At 43.3% G+C, this 23,436-nt stretch carries 12 protein-coding genes; 3 read left to right on the forward strand and 9 right to left on the reverse strand.

The window, feature by feature from the left end; translation table 11 throughout:
• Positions 1-117 precede the first annotated feature (117 nt).
• The 7 genes from KSP24_RS15700 to KSP24_RS15730 all read right to left on the reverse strand — a co-directional run bounded on the left by KSP24_RS15700 (position 118) and on the right by KSP24_RS15730 (position 6,747).
• Positions 118-852 (reverse strand): TerC family protein, encoded by a 735-nt coding sequence (locus KSP24_RS15700; RefSeq protein ID WP_031462964.1) that lies wholly within the window; start codon positions 850-852, stop codon positions 118-120.
• Between the two features lie 26 nt (positions 853-878).
• The gene (locus tag KSP24_RS15705) at positions 879-2,144 is read right to left on the reverse strand and encodes a TerD family protein (protein ID WP_216975700.1); all 1,266 of its coding nucleotides are present in this window, start codon (positions 2,142-2,144) and stop codon (positions 879-881) included.
• A gap of 101 nt (positions 2,145-2,245) precedes the next feature.
• Positions 2,246-2,827: a TerD family protein gene (locus tag KSP24_RS15710; protein WP_013369619.1), complete on the reverse strand. Its 582-nt coding sequence runs from the start codon at positions 2,825-2,827 to the stop codon at positions 2,246-2,248.
• 31 nt (positions 2,828-2,858) lie between these two features.
• Positions 2,859-3,434, reverse strand: coding sequence for a TerD family protein (locus KSP24_RS15715; protein WP_013369618.1), 576 nt, complete (start codon positions 3,432-3,434; stop codon positions 2,859-2,861).
• A gap of 46 nt (positions 3,435-3,480) precedes the next feature.
• Positions 3,481-4,074 (reverse strand): TerD family protein, encoded by a 594-nt coding sequence (locus tag KSP24_RS15720; RefSeq protein ID WP_013369617.1) that lies wholly within the window; start codon positions 4,072-4,074, stop codon positions 3,481-3,483.
• Positions 4,075-4,102: 28 nt separating this feature from the next.
• On the reverse strand, positions 4,103-4,549 hold the full coding sequence (locus KSP24_RS15725; protein WP_017426302.1) for a tellurite resistance TerB family protein: 447 nt from the start codon (positions 4,547-4,549) through the stop codon (positions 4,103-4,105).
• A gap of 413 nt (positions 4,550-4,962) precedes the next feature.
• The gene (locus KSP24_RS15730; protein WP_025679829.1) at positions 4,963-6,747 is read right to left on the reverse strand and encodes a hybrid sensor histidine kinase/response regulator transcription factor; all 1,785 of its coding nucleotides are present in this window, start codon (positions 6,745-6,747) and stop codon (positions 4,963-4,965) included.
• Between the two features lie 146 nt (positions 6,748-6,893).
• Between KSP24_RS15730 and KSP24_RS15735 the strand changes: the two genes are divergently transcribed.
• The 3 genes from KSP24_RS15735 to KSP24_RS15745 are packed head-to-tail and all read left to right on the forward strand — an operon-like array spanning position 6,894 to position 9,471.
• Positions 6,894-7,805 carry an ABC transporter ATP-binding protein gene (locus tag KSP24_RS15735; RefSeq protein ID WP_216975702.1) on the forward strand — a complete coding sequence of 304 codons (912 nt, stop codon included), beginning with the start codon at positions 6,894-6,896 and terminating at the stop codon, positions 7,803-7,805.
• The gene (locus KSP24_RS15740) at positions 7,802-8,737 is read left to right on the forward strand and encodes an ABC transporter permease (protein ID WP_016821476.1); all 936 of its coding nucleotides are present in this window, start codon (positions 7,802-7,804) and stop codon (positions 8,735-8,737) included. Before KSP24_RS15735 ends, KSP24_RS15740 begins: the two co-directional genes overlap by 4 nt.
• A gap of 35 nt (positions 8,738-8,772) precedes the next feature.
• The gene (locus tag KSP24_RS15745) at positions 8,773-9,471 is read left to right on the forward strand and encodes a DUF4097 family beta strand repeat-containing protein (RefSeq protein WP_016821477.1); all 699 of its coding nucleotides are present in this window, start codon (positions 8,773-8,775) and stop codon (positions 9,469-9,471) included.
• Positions 9,472-9,552: 81 nt separating this feature from the next.
• Here KSP24_RS15745 and KSP24_RS15750 read toward each other — a convergent pair whose 3' ends face one another.
• Together KSP24_RS15750 and KSP24_RS15755 are read right to left on the reverse strand one after the other, a co-directional pair.
• Positions 9,553-10,860 carry an MFS transporter gene (locus tag KSP24_RS15750; RefSeq protein WP_216975704.1) on the reverse strand — a complete coding sequence of 436 codons (1,308 nt, stop codon included), beginning with the start codon at positions 10,858-10,860 and terminating at the stop codon, positions 9,553-9,555.
• A gap of 29 nt (positions 10,861-10,889) precedes the next feature.
• A complete protein-coding gene (locus KSP24_RS15755; protein WP_216975706.1) occupies positions 10,890-23,432 on the reverse strand; it encodes a non-ribosomal peptide synthetase in 12,543 nt (4,180 codons plus the stop codon).
• Positions 23,433-23,436 lie beyond the last annotated feature (4 nt).

A 23,436-nucleotide genomic window follows, 5' to 3' on the forward strand; every position in this document is an offset into this window, starting at 1 on the left:
AATATTTCAGGGCCCTTCCCCTCCTCTTGCTCTTTCTTGCCTGACTGAAGCCCTGTGCCTCGGGTATAAAAGAAATCCCCCCTTAGTTTCAGGAGGGATTTCGCTATACTTTGTACATTAAGCCTCTTTGTCGGCCTTTTTCTTTCTTTTCGCCGAGCTAAGAATCATTGTGCCTACAAAGACGGCAATCAAAATGCCGAAGAATAATACTTGCGACATGTGAAAGCCAAAAGCAGCAGCCAGCATTTTACCCCCGATAATGGCGATCATAATAAAGGCTGTCTGTTCCAGTTCCGGAAATTTATCAATGAGCTTGAGGAACACTTGTGCAACACCACGCATCATCAGAACGCCGAGTATACCACCCAGGAACAGAACCCATACTTTCTCGCTCACACCAAAAGCGGCAATAACGCTGTCAATACTGAAGGCAATATCCATCAGTTCGACCATTAATACGGTTTTCCAGAAAGAAGTAGGTTTGTTCTTCACTTCTCCCTCACCCTCGGACTTGAATAAGCCCTTATAAGCGATATAGAGCAGATAAGCCGCACCCAGTACCTTAATCAGCGTGAACTTAATCAGGAATGTACCCAAGCCGATGGCCAGGAATCTGAATATATACGCACCTAAAATCCCGTAAAATAAGGCTCTCTTTTGCTGCTCCTTCGGTAAATGCTTAACCATAACTGCGAGAACCAAGGCGTTATCCGCCGACAAAAGACCTTCCAGCAAAATGAGAGTTCCAATAATCCCCCAACTCACCGGGTCAGTAAGCGTACCTACCACATCACTCCATGAAAAGAAATGGCCGTAGTTCTCGCTGATATTTTTAAATAAATCATTCAACATGAAAAGAGTGCCTCCGATAATTCAATTTATTTACTCCCCTGCGTCCAGCGCATGCCCCAGTTATATGCCTGATCCATTTCACGATGACCGCCATAAAACTGTACGAGTCTCTCAATACTAAACGTTTCATCGTTCACATTTTGGATCATTGCAATCGCACACATCCCTTTGCGATTGTCATGTTCATTCATATAAACGATAATGTCTGGCCCGTCCTTCTGGTACAGCGTGACTACCCCGTCTGCTTGTGACCAGTTCGTGACTCCTTCATAAATGAAGGTAAACACCAAAATTCGCTTAATTTCAGAAATTTTAGCCCCATTAATACGGAGATTTTCCCCTGTTTTCACAGAGCCCGTACGGTCGTCACCATCCAGAGCAATGTACGGGAAGCGATTCAGAGAACCGAAAACTTCCCCAAGCGCCTGAACGACACCTTTATCCCCGTTCTTCATTTCATACAAGCAGCCCAGGTCCAGATCGACACCCTTGGAGCCACGACTGAAAAAGCCCTTACTCTGCTGTACCTGATTCCAGTTCAGATTGATTAGGATTTCACCTAATCCTCCTGAGCCTTTTTTCAGGTTAATGGTGTCGCCCTTTTTCTTCAGCTCAATTTTCCGCAGATTCAGATTCACCGGAGTTGCAGATGGCTCTGGCTTTGGAACAGGAGGTGCAGGTGGCGGTGTTGGTGCTGGCTGAGGCGCTGGAGGTGGTGTAGGCCCTGGCGCCGGAGGAGACGGATTATTTTCCACTTCAATGCCGAAATTTTCACACAACGCATCCAATCCACCGGAAAAGCCTGCGCCTATCGCGTTAAACTTCCATTCACCGTTATGGCGGTACAGCTCGCCTATCACAATAGCCGTCTCGACTGTAAAGCCACTATCCAAATTAAATCGTAAAACCTCTCCATTAACCGGATGAACAAAACGTATAAATCCGCCTTGAACCTGTCCAAAATTTTGCCGTTTCTGATCCGCATCATAAATGGTCAGCGTAAACGCAATCTTCTCGATATGGGAAGGTATTCTGGTTAGCTCCAGCGAAAACTGTTTCTTGTCACCAAACTGTTGTCCATCTGAATAGGTGATAAAGGGTGTGGTCGGATTATTGTAGAAGATCAGATCCTCATCGCCCGATACCTTCCCTCCAGGGCCTAACAAAAATGCAGAAGTATCGAGTTCCAGAGCCGCTGAGGACTCCCAACCGATCCCTATGTTGACATGGCTCAGGCCCGGATTCGTTTTGGTCAAATCCACCTTCTGTCCTTTTACTACGATAACAGCCATGATTGTGTCACCTTTCTGTCCGTTTGTCGTATTCAGCGTACGTTCTTCAATGGCTTAAAAAGAAAGGGGTAGCGCCCTTTGGACACCACCCCAAGTGGATATTATTGAGCGTCCAAGCCATAGTTTTTAGCAAGCGCACCCAATCCACCAGCAAAGCCACTACCGATAGCCTGGAATTTCCAGTCCGCATTGTGACGGTAAAATTCACAGAATACCACAGCTGTTTCGGTGGAGAAATCCTCTCCCAAATCGTAGCGCAACACTTCACGATCCGTTGCCGCATCTACCACACGTACAAAAGCATTGGACACTTGTCCAAAGTTTTGCGCACGGGCCTCATAGTCATAAATCGTAACTGTAATCCCGATACGATGGATGTTTGCAGGAATCTTTGCAAAATCAATAATAATTTGCTCGTCATCCCCGTCGCCCTCACCTGTGCGATTATCGCCTGTATGAGTAACAGCACCCGCACCACCTGTCGGGTTATTGTAGAATACAAAATCGTCAGCTGCCTTCGCTTTACCGTCCTCATATAGCAGGAAAGCCGAAGCATCCAAGTCAAATTCTGCGCCGCCACTATATTTATTGGTATCCCAGCCAAGACCTACGACAACACGAGTCAAGCCTGGATTCGTTTTGGTCAGATCAATACGTTGTCCTTTGGAAAGACTAATCGTCATACTGCATACCTGCCTTCTTTGTGTAGATTTTTTAAGCTAAGCCGTAATCACGTGTCAAGCCTGCAAGACCATCCTGGTAACCGCTGCCAATGGCATTGAACTTCCACTCACCGCTATGGCGATACAGCTCGCCTACCACGACGCCTGTTTCGATCGAAAAATCTTCTCCCAGATCAAAGCGAACCAATTCTTCGTTGTTTGCCTCATTTACGATACGCGCGTAGGCACGGGACACTTGTCCAAAGTTTTGGCTGCGTTCTTGTGCATCATAGATCGTAATCGTAAAAGCGATTTTTTCTACGTTAGCAGGTACATTGCTCAGATCAACTTTAATTTGCTCGTCATCTCCGTCACCTTCACCTGTGCGGTTATCTCCGGTATGAACGACAGAACCGTTCTCGTTTTGTGGATTATTAAAGAAAACGAAGTTCTTTTCCGTTTCTACTTTGCCGTCCGCATTCGCCAGAAATACGGATACGTCCAAGTCAAAATCCTTACCACCATCGTACTTATTGGTGTCCCAGCCGAGACCAACCATAATTTTGGACAAACCTGGGTTTGTTTTCGTCAAATCAATTTTTTGACCTTTAGATAAGTTAATTGCCATGAGTAAGTACCCCGTTTCTCATTAGTTTTGTATGAGCAACCTAAAATTACATGTAACGCTCAGCCAGCACATCAATATGTACGGCATGGGTGCCTGCACCGATTGCAGCAAACTTCCATTCGTCATTGTGGCGATAGAGCTCCCCGCAGATCAGCGCAGTCATTCCCTCAAAATTATCAGATAAATTAAACGTCACCAGTTCCTTGGAGTTGGCACCGTCCAGAATGCGGATATACGCTTTCTCGATCATGCCGAAATCCTGTTTCCGGTTTACGCAATCATATATATTCACAACAACAAGCACTTTATCGACATTGGCCGGAATCCGTGCCAGGTCAATCATAATTTGTTCATCATCGCCGTCACCTTGTCCAGTCAGATTATCACCGGAATGCACGACTGAGCCGCACGGGCTTTTTTTATTATGGAAGCATACTACATTGTCAGACTGAGTTAGTTTCCCGTTAGCATCCAGCAAAATGGCAGAAGCATCACAATCAATATTGGGTTGCTTCTTGAAGCCAAAAAATCCTTTGGACTGCACTGGGTCCCATCCCAATCCGGCTATAACCTTGGTTAGTCCTGTGTTTCCCTTGGTTAAATCAATTTTCTGGCCCTTGACCAGATTAATTACAGCCACTGATTAACACACCTCCCTTCCGTAAAATTTACAGACTAAATTCAGACGGATTCAAACCAAGCGCACCACAAATCTCAGCAACAATCCGTTGCTCATTGGCATCAAAGTCACCGTCAGCTGCACCAATGGCACTGCATACGCCGACGACAAGTCGACCTACTTCAGGCTTGCCTTTCAATTTACTAATCGCTTTCAATGCTTCCTGTTTGCCGATTTCAGGTGAAAATTCAAAGTTTGCTACATAGTGATTGAAACGGTTGATGACCTCACCCATATCAAACACTTTCAATTCCTCACTGATATTTATGTATCCGGCCATTTTTGTTTTTTCTTCCGGACTAATAGTACCGTCGGCAAATGCCACTAATGCACAACCTGCAACAACAGCTTCCATAAAATCTTTGTTCTTAAATTTCTTAACCTGGTCGCCCAGTCCTTTTTTAGTTGTATTCAACCAATTTTTAAATGTACTCATATTTCCCTCCACAATTACGTATTTGGGTATAATCTATCCTAGTTAATTTCTTCCTTTACTATAACCTGAATTACGATCTTATTCTACAATAATATACAAAAATGCGGTAAATCCGATCTACCTTTTGTAGGTATCCTCTCTATCTTTAGCCCTATTTTCTGTCGAAAGTATCTCTTCCATTATCACCCATTTGATAGCGCAAATGCAAGTTTGTAGAATGGTAGACTTCTATGGATATGCAACAAAATACATTTGCTATTCTACATATACGGTTTTGCTAAGGTAAACGTTGCACATACTTGCGGATCACAGCATACAAAAATAGCGTCGACCAAATTTAGGACGACGCTATTTTCACTTCAATCTATTAGGTTCGGTGGTATGACACACGCAGTCTACATATCTTGCTTTTATTAAGAGTCTGTAAGCAACTCTGTTTTAGCTTTTTCAATTGCTTCGTCACGGCTCTGCACTTGCATTTTTGAGTATATGGTCGAAATGTAGTTTCGAACAGTTCCTTCAGACAAGTGAACCTTGCTTGCAATTGCTTTATAACGGTGTCCTTCAGTTAAACAATGTAGAATTTCCAACTCCCGCTCTGTCAGTCCATAAGGATTCTTCATCGTCCCCGTCATTTGCTGAAACAGTGTACCTGCTACTTCTTGGGTTATCATCGTTCCTCCGTGATGCACTAGCCGTATCGTATTAGCCAGCTCTCTTGGATCAATTGTTTTTAGTACATAACCTTCAGCACCCAAAGCAAGTGATTTCGTAGCATACGAAATGTCATCAAAGGTTGTGATCATAATTACACGTATGTTAGGCCAGCTTTCTTTAATTAACTTCGTCGCAGTAATACCGTCCATCTGGGGCATATGTACATCCATTAATACAACGTCTGGCGGATCGCTGGCACAACGATCTACAGCAACGTTCCCGTCTTCTGCCGTTTGAATTCGAAAATCAGGTTCGTTTTTGAGCAACAGACCTAAACTGTCCCGAATGAGTAATTGATCATCCACCAGCAATACCTTGATCTCTGGATTACTAACATCTGTATCCTGAAGTAATGGTATAGAACAGGTCACAATCGTTCCTTCGCCTTCTTTGGAATGAAGGTATAGCTTGCCTTGAAGGGACGAAAGCCGCTCTTTCATTCCTGAAAGACCAAACCCGAACTTAATTTCGTCACTTCCCTTCCCATTGTCCTGCACCTGCAAAATGATCTGGTTATGGTCGTAGTGAAGAAGCACCTGAATAGAATTGGCATGCCCATGTCGGCTGGCATTAGTCAATAATTCTTGTAAACAGCGGTACAAGGTCAGTTTTGACTGTTTTAGTACAGGAAGCGGCTCCCCCATCGTTCTGAACACAACACGAATGGCAGTATTTTTTTTGAATTCATTAATTATATTAAGCAAGGATAAATCCAAAGAGGGATCTTCCTCCATAGGGTCCATCTGATGAACTTGCTTTCGGATATCTTCGAGCCCTGTTCGACCAAGTTGAAGAACAGATTGCAATCTTTCTATCCCCTCTTCAGAAGAGATATAAGGACGTAATGTTTCCATACTTAAGATAATGGAAGTGAATGTATGACCAATCGAGTCATGAAGCTCGCGTGACATGCGATATCTTTCTTCCAATAGTGTCATTTGTTCAACCTGAGTTGAATACTGCTCAAGGGTTTGATACTGCTTTTTTATTAATTCTAGTTTTTGTTTGATCCGATCTATAGAACGAAATGCCATTTGTAATCCGAAACCAATACCGTATACAAACGAAGCATCCACTAAGTTCTGGAATACGTCCTCTATCGTCCAATGAAACGCCCCTCTTCCTCCCAGACAAAACATCAACAACGCAAGAGGAAAAGTTACCGCATGTGAACGGCCGCGGCTATAAAACGCAATCGTAAAAACAGCTGGCAAAAATAGCCGGACAAGCTCATATTGATGAGCAAATAGCAAAGAAATTCCACCCACTAGAAATACTTCAGCCAACAAATACCAGAGATAATGGCTTCGATCAATGAACAAAGGTAGTGAATAGCAAACGAGAACAGTGATAAATACAACAGTGAAAGGGAAAGATGGGCGGTCTTGATACGATAGCAAAACAAAGCAAATCAACCACAAGATTCGGAATACAGCAACAATCCATTCCTGCCAAGACCAGCGCATATTGCATCCAAACATGTAAGTACCCCATTCTTCTTAAATTAAGGTAATTTTTTCAATCTTTTCACATCATAACAAGGTCATGACATTTTGTCACTAGGGAGTATGACTGCACTCCTGATACTTTATAGACAATCAAACTGCTGGCGGGGAGGGAATCGTTGTTGTCACTATTACAGATTCGTAATTTAAGTAAAAAGATTGGGAAGAGAACCATTGTTGAAGGATTGTCCTTGGATGTGAAGGCGGGAGAAATCATGGGTCTTGTTGGCCCAAATGGAGCGGGCAAGACGACCACTATTCGGATGATCGTAGGTTTAAGTTCAAAATCAGGAGGCCAGGTATTTATCCACGGCCAAGATATCGATCGCTCCTTCGAAAAGGCAATGAGACATGTAGGGGTTATCGTCGAAAATCCTGATCTGTACAAATATCTATCCGGCTATGACAATCTGATTCATTTCTCAAGAATGTCTCCAGGGGTTTCTTCGGAACGTATCCAGGAAGTAATCTCGCTCGTTGGACTTGAGGACAGCATTGATAAGAAAGTGGGAACTTATTCTCTTGGCATGAAGCAGCGACTGGGATTAGCCGTTGTACTGGCCCATAAACCTTCCTTACTTGTGCTTGACGAGCCTACCAATGGTTTAGACCCAGCAGGAATAAGAGAGCTTCGGGAACATTTAATCAATCTGTCTCAAAAAGAAGGCGTTGGTGTTCTTATTTCTAGCCATCTTATGTCTGAAATGGAACTGATGTGTGATCAGGTAGCGATTTTAAATAAGGGAAAACTGATTGGTATCCATAATGTAGCTGAGATGATGGATAATCGGCTTGCTCCTGTTCGATTTGAAGTAGATAGACCCGAATTGGCTCTTCCGGTATTCCAGTCCATGCTGGCGGGGAAAGAAATTATTGCAGATCAACAAACTCTACAAGTTGACATTACAAAGGATCAAATTCCGGGTATTACAAAAAAACTTATGGATACGGGGGTGAACATATACAGCGTTCAGATCACGAAACAGACACTAGAAGATAAATTTATTGAAATCACAGGGGGAATTGAAAAGTGATTCAGTTAATTCGCAATGAAAACATGAAGATTTATAAGCGTAAACGCACCTGGTTTATCATCATACTGCTTATTTTGTATGTATTAATCCAGATGGCCAATTTAAAAAGTTCTGGTATGACTGAGTACAATGAAGGCTGGAAAACACTTTTACAGCATGAAAATTCGAAGCTAACGAGAGATGCAGCAAAGTCAGACGCTCTACCCATTGAGAAAAAAATGGCAGCAGAAAAAATTTTGATGAATCAGTATTATTTGGACCATAACATCGCTCCTCAATCCAATGCTTGGAGTTTTACAGTGAGTCAATCCAGAAATTTAATTGTAGGTATCTCTCTTTTAGCTCTTATCGTGGCTGGCGATATTGTTGCCTCTGAGTTTTCTGCCGGTACAATCAAATTTTTACTGACACGTTCAGCTACACGCTCGAAAATTTATTTTTCTAAATATATTGCAACTCTCTTGTTTGGGATATTTTTGGTTCTGCTCACTTTTCTGGCTGCCATATTTTTCGGTGGTTTAATGTTTGGCTTTAAGGGGATCGGCGATCCCTACTTATTCGTCAAGGATCAAACCATTCAGCAGGCAGATATGATTCAAGCCTTGTTAGGTGGGTTTTTATTTAATATACCTTTTATGGTTATCGTGTTGACATTTGCATTTATGATTTCTGCAGCATTTCGCAGTGTTACATTTTCTATTGTATTCTCTATGCTGGCAGCTATAGCAGGATTCGTCTTGAGTATCACCATGAATGGATGGCCTTGGACAAAATATTTTGTGTTTTCCAGCACAGATCTCAATCCTTATTTTTTTGGAACGACGCCAGTGGAAGGCATGACCCTGGGCTTCTCACTGTTCCTCCTTCTACTTCATCTGGTCGCTATGCATCTCGTTTCATATCCTATTTTTACAAAACGGGATGTAATCTAAATCTATACTAACTATTCTGAAATGGAGTGATTGAAATGAAATGGTTCACTACTTTAGTGATGATCTCAATGTTACTGTTAACTGCGGCCTGTTCATCCAAACCTGCAACATCTTTAAACAAGGAACTTGAACTATCATCTGCCGGTATTTCCAGCTTAGTTTTAGATAATAGCAACGGTCAAATTGAAGTTGTCGGAAAAAACAATACAGATAAAATACAAGCCAGTGTCGTTGCTAATGGCAGCAACATGGATAAGCTAAAATTAAGTCTGGAGGGAAAAGATGGTGTAGCTACGCTTAATACTTTTTTCGAAGGCCAATTCATGTCAACAGGTCCCCAAACAGTTGATGTCAAGCTCACCATTCCGGAACAAATGAAACTAGAAATTAAACATCCGCATAGAGATGGAGATATTCAAGTAACGAATTTAGCCTCGGATGTAAGCATTGAAAATGTGAATGGTAATATCACGCTTAAAGAAATCGGTGGAGCCATTGATTTAACCAACAGAGATGGGGGAATTACTATTCAAAATAGCTCATCCGATGTCAATATTGAGAATGTAAACGGACATATTCAAGCAGATAAAATAGGGGGTACTGCATATATTGAGTTAGGTGACGGCTCTCTGGATATTGATCAAGTTGCAAAAGATGTTGTCATTATTCAGAGCGGCAATGGAAAAGTAAGCATCGGTGATGTGAAGGGGAAAGTAACTCAAAGCAAAAAATAACTGAAAGACCAAAAGGCCAACTTAAGTTGGCCTTTCCATTAACATCAGGTCCTCTAATCACATCATAAGCAGAAATTCAGTTTATAATGCTGATACCCGTTCTTTTTCACCTACGCTATTAAGGACTGGTTCGGCATTTTGACTGAAAAAGTTACGTAATTCTTTGTTCTTATGAGCCATGATACCCATCACCAGAGCAACTATTCCTGAAGCCAGAGGAAGGTATACCCAATGGATTCTATCCAATAGTATTCCGTACAACCCGATTCCGAGCGGAGTTGCTAGCATAGTGATCGAGCTGATTACACCAAACACCCCGGCTCTGATATGTTCTGGAGTATACAGTTGCACATAAGAAATCATGGGGACATTGCTCATCGAATTAAAAAATCCGGTTACTGCCAAAATCATCATGAAGATGAACGTCATCTGTATCAGGCTTCCTGCTGTTGAGGGAAACAATAATGGGAAACACCAAGTCAAGAATAAGATGGCTTGAAGCTGAAACAGGATAAATATTTTGGTAATAACAAATTGATGTACTTTCCGACGTGAAACCACAATGGCTCCTGCAATGACTCCTACGAACCAGGCTCCTTGAATAACAGACAGTTGCTGAGCTGAAAGTTGAAGTTCCTGATAAGTCACATACGGCAGTACAACCTGGATTAATGGAGCGAGCATAAAATTGATGCCAACAAAGATGACAAGTAAATACATGATGGCTTTTTGCTTGTTTATATACGCAAACACGTCTTTTACGCTGTCTAAATAACTTGAGGATACCGTTTGTTCATCAGATTTCCTGAATTGTAACCATAGTTGCATTAATCCAGCCGAAATAAATGTTATTCCGTTAATCATCACAATCGTTTCCAAGCCCCAAGCTCGATAAGTAATTGCACCCAGGATCGGGCCAAGTACATTTATGATTGCTCCTATGCTTTGATAGGAAGAGTTTGCGCTATGAACGTTTTCTCTTTCCACTAAGTTAGGAATTGACGCATTCAGCGTTAGGAACGTAAATGATTGAATTAAGCTTAATATAACGGAAAACACAGCAAGCAACATAACATTGGTTGAGTCCAACAAGAAAATGGGTAAAAAGATTAGTAGCGCTATGCCGCTTAATATTTCGGTTATGACAAGCACTTTTTTCTTATTACTCCGGTCTATAACTACACCTGCAAAAATATTGACAAATACTCCGGGCAGAATGGACAAGCCTAACACCATTGAAAATACAGTGGCCGATCCGGTGATGTCCAAAATATATAGACTTAAAGCAAACTTAAAAATCGAACTTCCTAGCTCGGATATAAGCCTGGTCACAGAAAAAATAAATAGATTCCGGCGAGCATAAAACGAGAATTCCTTTGGCTGATTCATGAGATCCCCCTATTCGGTTAGGGCAAGAGTTACAGAACGGTTGCCCAGCGTCTTTCCAATTGCTCCAAGGCACTTTGTAAATGATTCCGTACTATACTTTCGTCTTCTGAAAAAGGTAGAGTTAGTGCCATAAACAGATTAGACTCGCTATCATGCCAAACTTCGCATAAGATTCGTGATCTTCCTTCAACATTGACATTACCCATATCCACCGTTTGTAGGAGTTGATGCTCACTTCTCAGCTCACCAAGGAAATTAAATACAATTGGCATTCTATCCAAAGCCTGCTGCAAGTATCCTCCAGATAAAGGATAATCGTTCTGTACATCCGGGTTATACATTAAGTTAGCAAAGCTGATATTATGTTCAGCTGCCCATTGAACACTTTGGCGAACCTGCTGTTCTAGAGATACCAGGTTTTGGTCTAAATTTGTTAGTATCGGGATATGATCCACAAATTCACCAATAACATCATAGTAACGCTTCTCTCCAAAGCTTCGGCCATACTGCGTTACCCAAATGGGTACCTGACTAAGCTCGAAATACATTTTACAAAAAGCAGTAAACGTAAAGAATGCGATCTCCCAATGACTAGTGTTGTCCAAGTGAACTGCTCTCTCGGAAGATTTCAAATCCCACATAACGGTTGTATGCCCTTCAAGTACTGCTTTTTGATCGACAAAATTGGTTATACGACCCATTGCACGATCAAACTTATCTAGACTATAGGTAGTTACTAGTTCCAGATCGTCAACACCCTGAGGTCCTTCCATAATATGAGCTGTAAAATCAGAGTAACGATTTTTGCTCCCTTCAGGCGTTTCCTTTCCAGCTCGAACACATTCATAATAAGTGTTGAACTGGTGCTTAATAATCTCACTGCTCATAAAGTCAAAGATCGAGTGCGAAAAAGGTAATATAAGCAGGTAGTCTTTCAGATTCTTTTTCACAATCAATATCCGATATAAAAGTGAATTGCTCAATTCATGCTTTTTGTAAAAATAAGGCCAGATGATATTATTCAGAATCACTTGCTGTGCATCTTCGTCATACATAGAGATATCCACCAGTGGTACAGGAAGATGATCCGGTGCTTCCCTTACTTGCCATTGCAATTCTCCGTTTTCTTCACACAGCGTACTTCTCATCAAATCTTGATCTCGAATAATCTGCAGAATCGCTTCTCCCACATACTCCATGTTCATATGTTTTTCTAGCGGAATAATCGTGCCAGAAATATCACTGTGTTGGAGATGGTAGCGTTGTGTTGGAGAAACTGGCAGTCTCTCGATCACTCCTAGGCTTAGAATAGCTTTGGAGAAAATGTCCAAATCATTGTCAATTCTTTCTGTCCATATGCTCTTAATGTCTTCAAGATTGACCTTTTCTAGTCTCAGGGTTTCTTCTCCATGCCAAGTGATGTAATGAGGCTGGATCGATTCATCGCAATTCATGTCCAACAGTTCCATAATCTCTTTTTCGAAAGAAATGGCTCCCTCTTCTAAATGCAGAACAATATAAGATTTTCCATTGAATTGCTCTTGTTGTATCCAACCCTTAACGTTCAGCTTTTGATGCAGCAACGCTATAATCTGATCAAATTGTTGGGCAAGTGCAGAATGTTTCTCTTCCATTTTTTCCACATGTAGTGCCAACTCTCTGACCGTAGGGTATTGATAGATACTGCTCAACCGTAATTCACTACTCAAAATCCCCTGTAACCGAGATGCAAGCTGAATAGCCGTTAAAGAATGTCCTCCCAGTTCAAAGAAATTGTCGTCGATACCCACATGTTCAACACCGAGTACACTCATCCAGATCTCGACTAATTCCTTTTCCAGCTCGTTGCTGGGCTCTACATATTCTGTTCCGGTACCAAACTCCAGCTCAATTTCTAATAGCATACGACGATTAATCTTACCACTCGACGTGAGCGGCATCTGATCCAAGAATACAAAATAAGCTGGAATCATATACTCTGGAACTGAGACAGATAGATTTTGTCGCAACATTGCCGTTGTCACATGAGGTTCGGCAACAAGATACGCACCCAAACTAGGCGTCCCCGTTCGGTCATCAGCACGGGCAAGCACTGCCGCTGCCCGAACTCCATCATGTGCAAGCAAAGCCGCCTCAATCTCACCCAGTTCGATCCGATACCCGCGGATTTTCACCTGATGATCGATTCTGCCCATATATTCGATATTTCCATCCGGCAACCATCTGGCCAGATCTCCTGTTCGGTACATCCGTCCTCCCGGCTCGTATGGATCTTCTACGAATTTCTCTTCCGTCAATTCCTCCCGGTTGACATATCCTCGCGCTACACAGTCGCCCCCAATATGCAGTTCCCCCGGTATCCCTATCGGTTGCAAACGGTCCTTCTTGTCCAAAACGTACAATTTTACGTTATCAATCGGCTTCCCGATCGGAATGCTCTCCGGTTCATGCTCGGCAGGACAGTCATAATACGCCACCTCCACGGTCGCTTCCGTTGGGCCATACAGATTATGCAGCGTGGCACCGCCGCCTCCTATCAGGCGGTTAAACCGACGAACATGCTCTGTCATCAGCGCTTCTCCACTGGCAAATAAACGTCTTACACTGTGCATTTTCCCCGCAGCTCCGCTGTGTTCCATGTATTCCAGAAACGCTCCCAGCATCGACGGCACAAAATGCAATGCCGTTACCCGGTTAGCCTCAACCGTTTCAGCTATTGTTGCCGGGTCCTTCTCTCCTCCTGGCTCCAAAAAGCATACCGTTGCCCCTTGGATGGCCCACGAGAATAATTCCCACAACGATACATCAAAGGTATACGGTGTCTTTTGCAGGATCACATCCTCCGCTCCAAACGGAATCCGCTTTTGCATCCAGTGCAGACGATTGATCAGCGAGGCATGCTCAATCATGACTCCTTTGGGCTTACCCGTAGACCCCGAGGTGTAAATCACATACACCAAATCCGTCGAGCGATTGATCGATTCCAGATTCTTTTCTCTTCCTGTTTGCTCCTTTTTCTGTACCAGCATATCTTCGATAGCGATCAGTTCCCGGGTTGTTCCATGACAACGAAGCTGCTCCGCTAACTCTTGCTGGGTCAATAAAATGGATGCTCCACTGTCCTCCAGCATGAACGCCAGTCGTTCTTCAGGGTCCTCTGGATTCAGCGGCAGATAGGCTCCACCTGCTTTCAAGATTCCTAGTAGTCCGATAATCATCTCCAACGACCGGTGAACCGCGATCCCCACCACACGATCAGGTCCTACTCCTTTTTCCCGCAGCACATGAGCCAACCGATTCGCTTGGGAATTCAGCTCCTGATATGTTAGTTGCCGTCCTTTATAAAGGGCTGCCGGATGTTCCGGTGTTCGCTCCACCTGCTCCTCAAACAATTGATGGATTGTCTTCTCTCGCGGATAGATCGCCGTCGTATTGTTAAATTCATTCAAAATCACTTCTTTCTCTGGTAAAGAAGTTACTTCAATTGAGGATATACTCATCTCCGGATTATCCACGATTTGTCGGACCACGCCATTTAAATGATTTTTTATACGTTCCACAAATTCTCTACTTAAGGTATCAGCGTTGTACAGAAATTTAATGTTCAGTTCTTCTTTTAGGGAAACAATAAGATTAAAGTCATAGTTTGTCTGTTCATAAAAGGCCATATCTCGCACGTGAATTTTCAGATTGTGCTTCTGCAGCGCCTCTTCTTCGCCATACTCAGGGTAATTTTCAAACACAATAATATGATCTAACAAGCTTTGCTTCAGTGTAGATATGGATTGAATGTCAGCTAATGATGTGTACTCATACTTAACCGATTCAATGGAGCTTTGTTGAGCTCTCTTGGCCATTTCAATGAAGCTTTCATTCTCCTCGCCATAAATTCGCACGGGAATCGTATTAATGAAAATACCTACCATGCTCTCAATGTCCGGGATTACTGGCGGTCGCCCTGAAACAACTGCTCCAAATACTACATCGTTGGTATTGTTATATCTTTGAAGCAATGCCCCCCACATGGATTGGAACAACGTGTTGACCGTAATCCGATTATGAGATGCAATCTCTGTTAATCGTCGTGTCAGTGTTTGGTCTAACGAAAATTCCAGCTGACTCGTCTGATAACCACTTTCTTTAGCCTGCAATTTGGACGTCTTTGGTATAACTGCACATTGCGTATATCCATCCAAAGCCTGTTTCCAATATTGCATGGACTCCTCTTTGTCCTGCTTTTCCAGCCAACGAATATAAGTTGAATAAGCAGGGGCTGTTTCAGACTTAAGCGGTCTACCATCTTTCAATTCTAGATACATGCTCATAAAATCGTGGTAGACAATTCCTACGCACCATCCATCCATAATCATATGATGGAAGGTCCACATCATAAGGAACTTATCAGGAGTTGTTTTTAATACATTTATACGTATTAGTGCCTCATTGGATAAATCAAATCCACGCAGAAGATCTTGTTTTTTGTAATCCTCTAGATAAGCGTTAATTTCTTGCTCATTCATCCCGGTAAGGTCATAAAACCGAAACTCTGCATGTTGATGTTTACGCACTACTTGCCGAGGTTCACGTATACCGGTAAACACAAAATTCGTACGCAATACTTCATATTTTGCCAACAATTCTTGAAAACTCTGTTCCAGAAGCTCCTGCTGTAGTTCACCTTCCATTTCAATCGCGACTTGTTCCACATAAGCTGTAGTTTCCGGCTCCATCATGTAATGGAACAGCATTCCCTGCTGCATAGGTGTTAACGGGTAAATATGCTCTACCTGTTCAGTCCCACCAAACTGTGTGAGAATCTGATCTAATTCAGGAATAGAGAGAGTATGGTCTTGGTAATCAGATGGTGTGAGAACCTTCTGTGAAATGCTTGTACAGTGATTAATTAACATTTTTAAATGCTCTATATACATAAGGGATAATTGTTTAATAGCATGGTCTTCATGCTCGCCGCGAATATATCCAAATTCAAGTAACAGTTGGTCTTGGGAAACAATACTGTTGATGTCCAGTGTAAAATGGCTTTCTGCCCCTTCACCAACAGAACGTCCAGGAGATAACGGTGACGATTCAAAGCTTCCCTCTTGCGTACCATCCATAAATTGTCCCAGATAATTAAAACTGATTTGTGGCTGTATGTTAAAATCTAAATCTTGAATATGCTCCACATTGGTCAAATACTTCAGAACTCCGTATCCAATCCCTCGATTAGGGATATGCCGAATCATTTCCTTAGTTCGCCGAATAACAGATGAAATATCTTCACTATCCCTCATATCCAGCACAACAGGAAACATCGAAGTAAACCAGCCTATGGTTCGAGTAACATCAATCTCCTCCATAATCTCTTCCCTGCCATGTCCTTCAAGATTAATAGCGAAGATTTTACTACCCGTCCATTGCTTAATAGTCAATCCAAGTGCTGATAACAATAAGTCATTAATTTCGGTATTATAGGCCTGATGAGCAGTTCCAAGCAGTAGCTGTGTATCTTGCTTGTCCAACCGGACAGCTATACTCGTTCTTTCTTTTTTCACTCCACCCTCTTCAGTAACTGCTCTCTTCTGAGGAAATGGAGACTCACATTGAACACCTTCAATTTGCTGCCAATATGCCTTCTCCTTTAGTAAAGCCCGACTATTCGAATACTCTGCAAGCCGGTCAGACCAATACTGAAAAGAGTCTGTTTTATCCGGCAAAGTGATAGTCTCACCTTGTAATGCCTGGGTATATGCGCTCTCCAAATCCTCTAATAAGATTCGCCAGGAGACTCCATCAATAACTAAATGGTGAATAGCAATCAGCAAATGCTGACCTTGATCTGTTTGGAACAAGCCAACCCGGATAATCTCGCCTGCTCTTAAGTCCATGGTAGCCTGTAGCCGACTAGCCTCTTCCTCAATCTTGCTTTCAGCATCGTTATTTCCTTGTAGATTATAAATATTTAAATGAAGAGGCTTTAACTGCGTTTCCATATGGTATTGGCTAACAGAACTCTGACCGATCTCATACGCCATTCGTAGGACATCATGGTGAATAATAATATTCTCCAAAGCAGTTTTCAGGGCTTCTTCATCAAACACACCACTAGTAAACAACATAACCGCTTGATTAAAATGGTTCCGATCATCCTGTACATTTTCGAAGAACCATTTTTGGATTGGAGTTAGCTGTACCTCACCTGTTACCGCCTTCTGGTCAATGATTCTGGAACGACGTTGGACATATGGTGCTACTTGCTGAACAGTAGGGTGCTGAAATATGTCCTTCATATCCAGCTTTAATCCCTCTTGACTCAACCTTGCGATAACTTGAATAGCCTTAATAGAGTCTCCTCCAAGGTCAAAAAAACTGTGACTAATTCCAATTCCCTCTTGTCCCAGTACGCCTTCCCAAATTTTGATCAACTTCTCTTCCGTAGGGCTTGTCGGTGGTTCATACAGCGTGCTTAAGTCTAAGTTGATATGAGGCTCTGGCAATTTCTTCTGATCCACCTTGCCATTAGCGTTCAGCGGCAAACTGTCTAGCAGTATTAAGCTGGATGGCAACATGTAATCTGGTAAATACTTCGCCAAGTAACGGCGAATAGCTGAAGTATTTAATTCCCCGTCTGTCACCATATATGCAGAAATACGATTTTGGCCGGATTGATCCGGTTTAGCTACAACTATTGCCTCTTTAATGCGTTCATGGGATAGTAGTTGATTTTCAATTTCTCCAAGCTCTATACGGAACCCCCTAATTTTCACCAGATGATCTTGGCGGCCTACAAATTCAATATTTCCATCTGGAAGCCATTTTGCAATGTCACCTGTTTTGTACATTTTCTCGCCTGGATTAAATGGATTGTCTATAAACTTTTCTTTTGTAAAGTCAGGTAGGTTCAAATAGCCCTGGGAAAGTGCATCGCCTGCTATACAAAGCTCTCCCGGAATACCAATAGGCTGCAATTTGAGATTTTTATCCAGAATATACACAGTAGTACCTGTAATCGGGGCTCCAATCGGAATTGTACCTTTCCGTTCATGAATCTGATCTACACCATAACAGGTAGCAAAGACCGTGCTTTCGGTAGGACCGTACATATGCAGCATTTTATGGGGTCCGATATATTCAAACAACTTACTCACATGCGGAAGTGAAACCCGCTCTCCACCAAAAAGTACTTTGCGAATTGTAGTAAAACATTCAATATTGGTTTCTATCAACGTGTTAAACAAGGCGGTAGTAATAAAAAATACCGAGACATTTTCATTTCGAATTAAGGAAGACAGTTTTTCTGGATTCAGCATATTCTCTTTACGTAAGAGAATCAGCTTAGAACCATTGACCAGAGCGCCGAATATATCGAAGACTGACCCATCAAAGGCATAGTTAGATAACTGCAAGAGAATATCCTGTTCTGTAAGATCGATATAATTGGAGTTTTTAATCAATCTTCCCACGTTATAATGCATGGTCAGATTCCCTTTTGGTTTACCTGTTGAGCCAGAGGTGTATAGCACATATGCCAAATCATCCGGTTCATTCACATAAGGTAAGTTACTAGAATCTGAATCCTTAACGATCATATCGAGCTGATCCAAATCAAGGATTTCCCCTGCAAATCCATCTGCTCCTGCCTCTTTTATGAAAGTTGATTCAGTCAGAACATGATGGGAAGCCAATAATAGTGTTATCTTGCAATCGTATAGCATCAGACTAATTCGCTCCGCAGGATAATCTGGTGCCAGAGGAACATATGCACCCCCAGCCTTTAAAATCCCTAGGATTCCGACTATCATTTCAAAAGATCGCTCTACCATAATGCCAACAAGCGTATTGGCCTGTACTCCTTTTTCTCTAAGCACTCTGGCAAGCTGATTCGCTTTATCGTTTAACTCGCTGTAAGTCCATTGTTGTTCCTCGAACGATACTGCGACACGCTCCGGCGTCTTCGCTACCTGCTCTTCAAAGAGCTGATGCAGCAATTTTCGGTTCTCTTTCTCGTTAGAAGCGGGTACCGTATTAAATTTCGTTAACAGGATCTCTTCTTCGGATGCAGTTACCATGTTTACGTCGCTAATCCGGAGATCCGCAGAGTCCACAATAGTCTGCAAAATCTGCAAATAATGCTTCGACATTCTCTCAATACTTTCTTTGTGAAACAGCTTGTTACAATAATCAATTCGAAAAGAGAGTCCCTCTTGATCCGCTTCTGCTGTTAACGTTAAATCAACTTTGGCAATGCCAGCTTCAACAGAATACGGTGATATGGATATCCCGTCAGCTTGCAGGCTTACCGAATCGGTATTTTCTAGAGAGAACATCGTATCAAACAGAGGATTTCGGCTTAAATCCCTGTGAAGTTCGAGCTTATCTACAAGATCTTCTATTGGATAATCCTGATGTTCGAAAGCTTCCAGGCTGCTTCTTTGCACCTCCAGTAAAAATTGCTTGAGCGTTTTGTCAGCAGCTGGACGGTTGCGCAGCACTAGTGTGTTAACGAACATCCCCATAATATTTTCTAAATCTGTATGATTACGACCTGCTATTGGAGACCCTACCACGATATCTTCCTGGCCTGAATACTTATGCAGCAACACGTTGTAAGCCGATAACAGTACCATAAATAAAGTGGTCCGATTTGCTGCAACAAATTGCTGTAGACTTTCACGAAGTGTCTTGTCAGCTTGAAAAGAATACCGGTCACCTTCAAAGCTTTGTACTTGAGGCCTCGTGAAATCAGTTGGTAGATTAAGGACAGGAAGCTCATCCGAAAACAAGTCTAACCAGTACTGTTCCTGCTTCATCAAGTGTCCTTCTTTGATCCACTCACTGTTCCAAACGGCGTAGTCTTTATATTGAATACGCAATGGTGGCAGCGAGTTCCCGTGATACAATGTCGTGAAATCATTAGCCAAAACGCTCATGGAAACGCCATCTGCAACAATATGGTGCATATCTACCATCAAAATATGCCTATTGTCCGAAATACGCACCAGCTTCGCCCGCAATAATGGAGCCTGACCTAAGTTAAACGGTCTTACGAACGATTTGAATATCGCTTGAATCTGTTTGTCCTGTGCTTCTATTTCGATATCATCAGCCTGTTGGAAACTCAGTTGAAATGGAACCTCACTATGAATTTTTTGTACTGGCTCCTCTGTGCCCCACTCAAATGATGTCCGCAATGCCTCATGCCTATCTATTAGATCCCTGAACACTCGCCCCAGCCGCTGGATGTCCAGTTCTCCCTCCATCAGTAAGGCAAAGGGCATATTGTATGCTGTTTCTGCTCCTTCAAACTGATGTAAAATCATTTGTCTCTTTTGAACGGATGTCACTGGATAAGAATCGCGTAGCTCGGCAGGAGCAATATCCATCATCGTCCCAGCTGCAACCTCTGGTCCGCAGATCAAAACACTCATTTCTTCGATGGTCGGATGTGCAAAAATATCACGGAGTGGAATTTCAACTTGCAGCAACTTATTGATTCGAGACATGAGTCGAGTCGCTGTTAGTGAATGTCCACCCAGTTCAAAAAAGTTGTCATGTATACCGATGGAGGATATGTCCAGTAACTTCTCCCAAATCTCGGCTAGTTTTCTTTCCGTTTCGTTTCTTGGTGCAACATAGCTGGTGGCTCGCATCCCATGATCTGGTTCGGGTAGCGCTTTACGGTTAACCTTGCCACTGGACAGGTGCGGCATAACATCTAGCCGAACGAAATGACTTGGCACCATGTAATCCGGTATGAGTGCCTTCAAGTGCGCCCTTAAAATAGATGTGTTCAAACCTTCTCCGCTTTCGAAATATGCGCATAAATATTTACCACCATCTCGATCATCAAGGGCAAGTACTGTAGCCGCCTTGACACCTTCGTACGCGAGTAAGGCCGCTTCAATCTCACCCAGTTCGATCCGGTAGCCCCGAATTTTCACCTGATGGTCGATCCGACCCATATATTCAATGTTTCCATCCGGCAGCCATCTCGCCAAGTCTCCCGTTCGGTACATCCGCCCCCCCGCCGCATAGGGGTCCGCTACGAACTTCTCCTCCGTCAGTTCTTTCCGATTCACATATCCCCGGGCTACGCAGTCCCCTCCAATGTGCAGCTCGCCCGGTACACCTATCGGCTGCAATCGGTCTTTACGGTCCAAAATATACAATTTCACATTATCAATCGGCTTCCCGATCGGAATGCTCTCTGGTTCCTGCTCGGCAGGACAGTCGTAATACGCCACCTCTACCGTTGCCTCTGTCGGTCCATACAGGTTGTGCAACGTGGCTCCTTCGGCTCCCAGCAAACGGTTAAACCGGCGGACATGTTCTGTCATCAGCGCTTCCCCGCTGGCAAATACTCGCCGGACACTGCGCATTTTCCTAGCGGCTCCGCTGTGCTCGGTGTACTCCAGGAATGCTCCCAGCATGGATGGTACAAAATGGATCGCTGTTACCCCGTTGGCCTCCACCGTTTCGGCTATCGTTGCCGGGTCTTTCTCGCCTCCCGGCTCCAGAAAGCATACTGTCGATCCCTGAATCGCCCATGAAAACAGCTCCCACAACGATACGTCAAAGGTGTATGGCGTTTTTTGCAGGATCACATCCTCTGCTCCAAACGGAATTCGTTTTTCCATCCAGTGCAGACGGTTGATCAGTGAAGCGTGCTCAATCATAACCCCCTTCGGCTTGCCGGTGGAGCCTGACGTATAAATCACGTACACCAAATCGGTTGAGCGGTTAACGGGTTCCGGGTTCTTCTCGCACTCTTCTCCTGTAAGCTCCATCCCCTCCATCAGCAGATCTTCGATAGCGATCAGCTCGCGATCGGCTCCGTGCGGACGAAGGCGGTCCAACTGATCCCGCTGGGTCAGCAGGATAGATGCCCCGCTATCCTCCAACATGAATCCCAGCCGTTCTTCCGGGTCCGCTGGATGTAGCGGCAGATACGCCCCTCCTGCCTTCAAAATCCCCAGCAGGCCGACGATCATCTCCAGCGATCGATGAACTGCGATGCCCACCATCTGGTCGGGCCCGATCCCTTTCTTCCGCAGGACGTGAGCCACCCGATTCGCTTGGGCATTCAGCTCCCGGTACGTCAATTGCCGATCTTTGTATAGGGCTGCCGGATGTTCCGGTGTTCGCTCTACCTGCTCCTCAAACAATTGATGAATCGTCTTCTCCCTTGGATAAGGCGCAGCCGTCCCGTTGAATTTCTTCAAAATCAATTCTTTTTCTTCTGGCAGAATAATATCTATTTCGTTCAAAACAACATCAGCAGATGAAACCACAGTGCGGGCGATTTCTTCAACGTGTCGACCTAATCGATCTATATATGCTGGTTCGTATAATAGACCGTTATAGCTGAATTTCATCCGCAGTTTCTCACCGGGGACAACGTTAAGATTGAAGGAATAATTAGTTTGTTCAAAGCCAGCCATCTCCGAAACCGCTAAACTGTTTTCGTCCGCGTGATCGGAGGCTTCCTCCATACCCGGGAAGTTTTCAAAGGCCAAAATATGGTGTATCAGATTACTCTTCAACAAACTCCCCGCCTGAATATCAGCAAGAGGCACATAATGGTGCTCTCCCGCCTCCATAACCGAATGTTGTACATGCTGGACGAATTCCGAAAAAGCAAGATGATCCTCTTCACTTGATATACGCACTGGAATAGTATTGATAAATAGGCCCACCATATTTTCTGCTCCCGGAATATCTGACGGACGACCGGAAACGACAGAGCCAAATACCACGTCGCGGGTGTTGTTGTATTTCATCAATAGCAGACCCCAGATGGAGTGAAACAATGTACTCAAAGTAACCTTGAGTTCTTTGGCCAGTGATTCCAACTGACCTGTTAATTGCGAATCAAAGCTAAAGATTTGCTGCTGTGGATCGTAATCAACGTGGCTCCCTTTACCACTCGTAGGCAAGATGCTTTGCTGTTCAAAACCATCCAAATATCGCTCCCAAAACATAAGCGCTGTATCTGTATCCTGCTTGTCCAGCCATTTGAGGTATTTTTCATAAGAAGGAGCTTCACCTAGCTGAACTGGCTCATTTTTTTTCAATGATGTGTAGATCTGGAACCATTCTTTCAGAACGATTTCTAAGCACCATCCATCCATAATGATGTGATGGAAGCTAACGATCAGCTTGTATACATCAGACGCACACTGCAATATGGAGACCCGGAATAACTCATCCCGGGTGATATCAAATCCGTTGGCCTTATCACGTTGAACAAACTGTTCTATATAGGCCACCTGGTCAGATTGCGTTAGTGAAGAAATGTCTTCAAAGTGAATGGATGGATGCTTCTGCCGGAATACGATCAATTTAGGCTCTTCAATATTGACGTGAAAAACATTGCTGCGCAATATCTCATGGCGCTCAAATAGAACAGAAAGACTTCGGTCCAGAAGCTCTACCTCGAGTAAGCCGTTCAGGGTAAGACTCACTTGTTCAAAATAGGCGTACGAAGTTTGATCTAGCAGGCTATGGAACAAGATTCCTTGTTGCATCGGAGTTAATCGGAATATACTTTGAATTTGCAGATCTTTACTCATAAGC

The organism is Paenibacillus sp. AK121 (genome assembly GCF_019042715.1).
Taxonomy (GTDB): domain Bacteria; phylum Bacillota; class Bacilli; order Paenibacillales; family Paenibacillaceae; genus Paenibacillus; species Paenibacillus polymyxa_C.